This is a genomic window from Pseudomonas sp. AC083, from assembly GCF_979253165.1.
On sequence record NZ_CEEDDH010000139.1, the window covers coordinates 1 to 272 of the forward strand.

At 66.2% G+C, this 272-nt stretch carries 1 protein-coding gene; it reads right to left on the reverse strand.

What is annotated here, in order from left to right:
- Nucleotides 1–272 (reverse strand): hypothetical protein (locus tag AC0IXA_RS27495; RefSeq protein ID WP_471814913.1); only part of this gene is annotated, 272 nt, incomplete at both ends.

Sequence of the window (272 nt, forward strand, 5' to 3'; positions counted from 1 at the left end):
GTTGATCAGGGTCTGCGGCGTGATCGCCTCGACGTCCTGGGTGGTCATGCGCTCACGCACGACGCGCTCCATCCGCGCCAGACCCGTACGGACCTGGTTCTGGATGAGCTCGCCGACGTTGCGCAGACGACGGTTGCCGAAGTGGTCGATGTCGTCGGTCTCGACGACGATCTCCCGGCCCGACTCGCCGATCGTCTCGGTCTCGCCCGCGTGCAGCTTGACCAGGTACTTGATCGTCGCGATGACGTCGTCCGTGGTCAGCACGCCGGCGT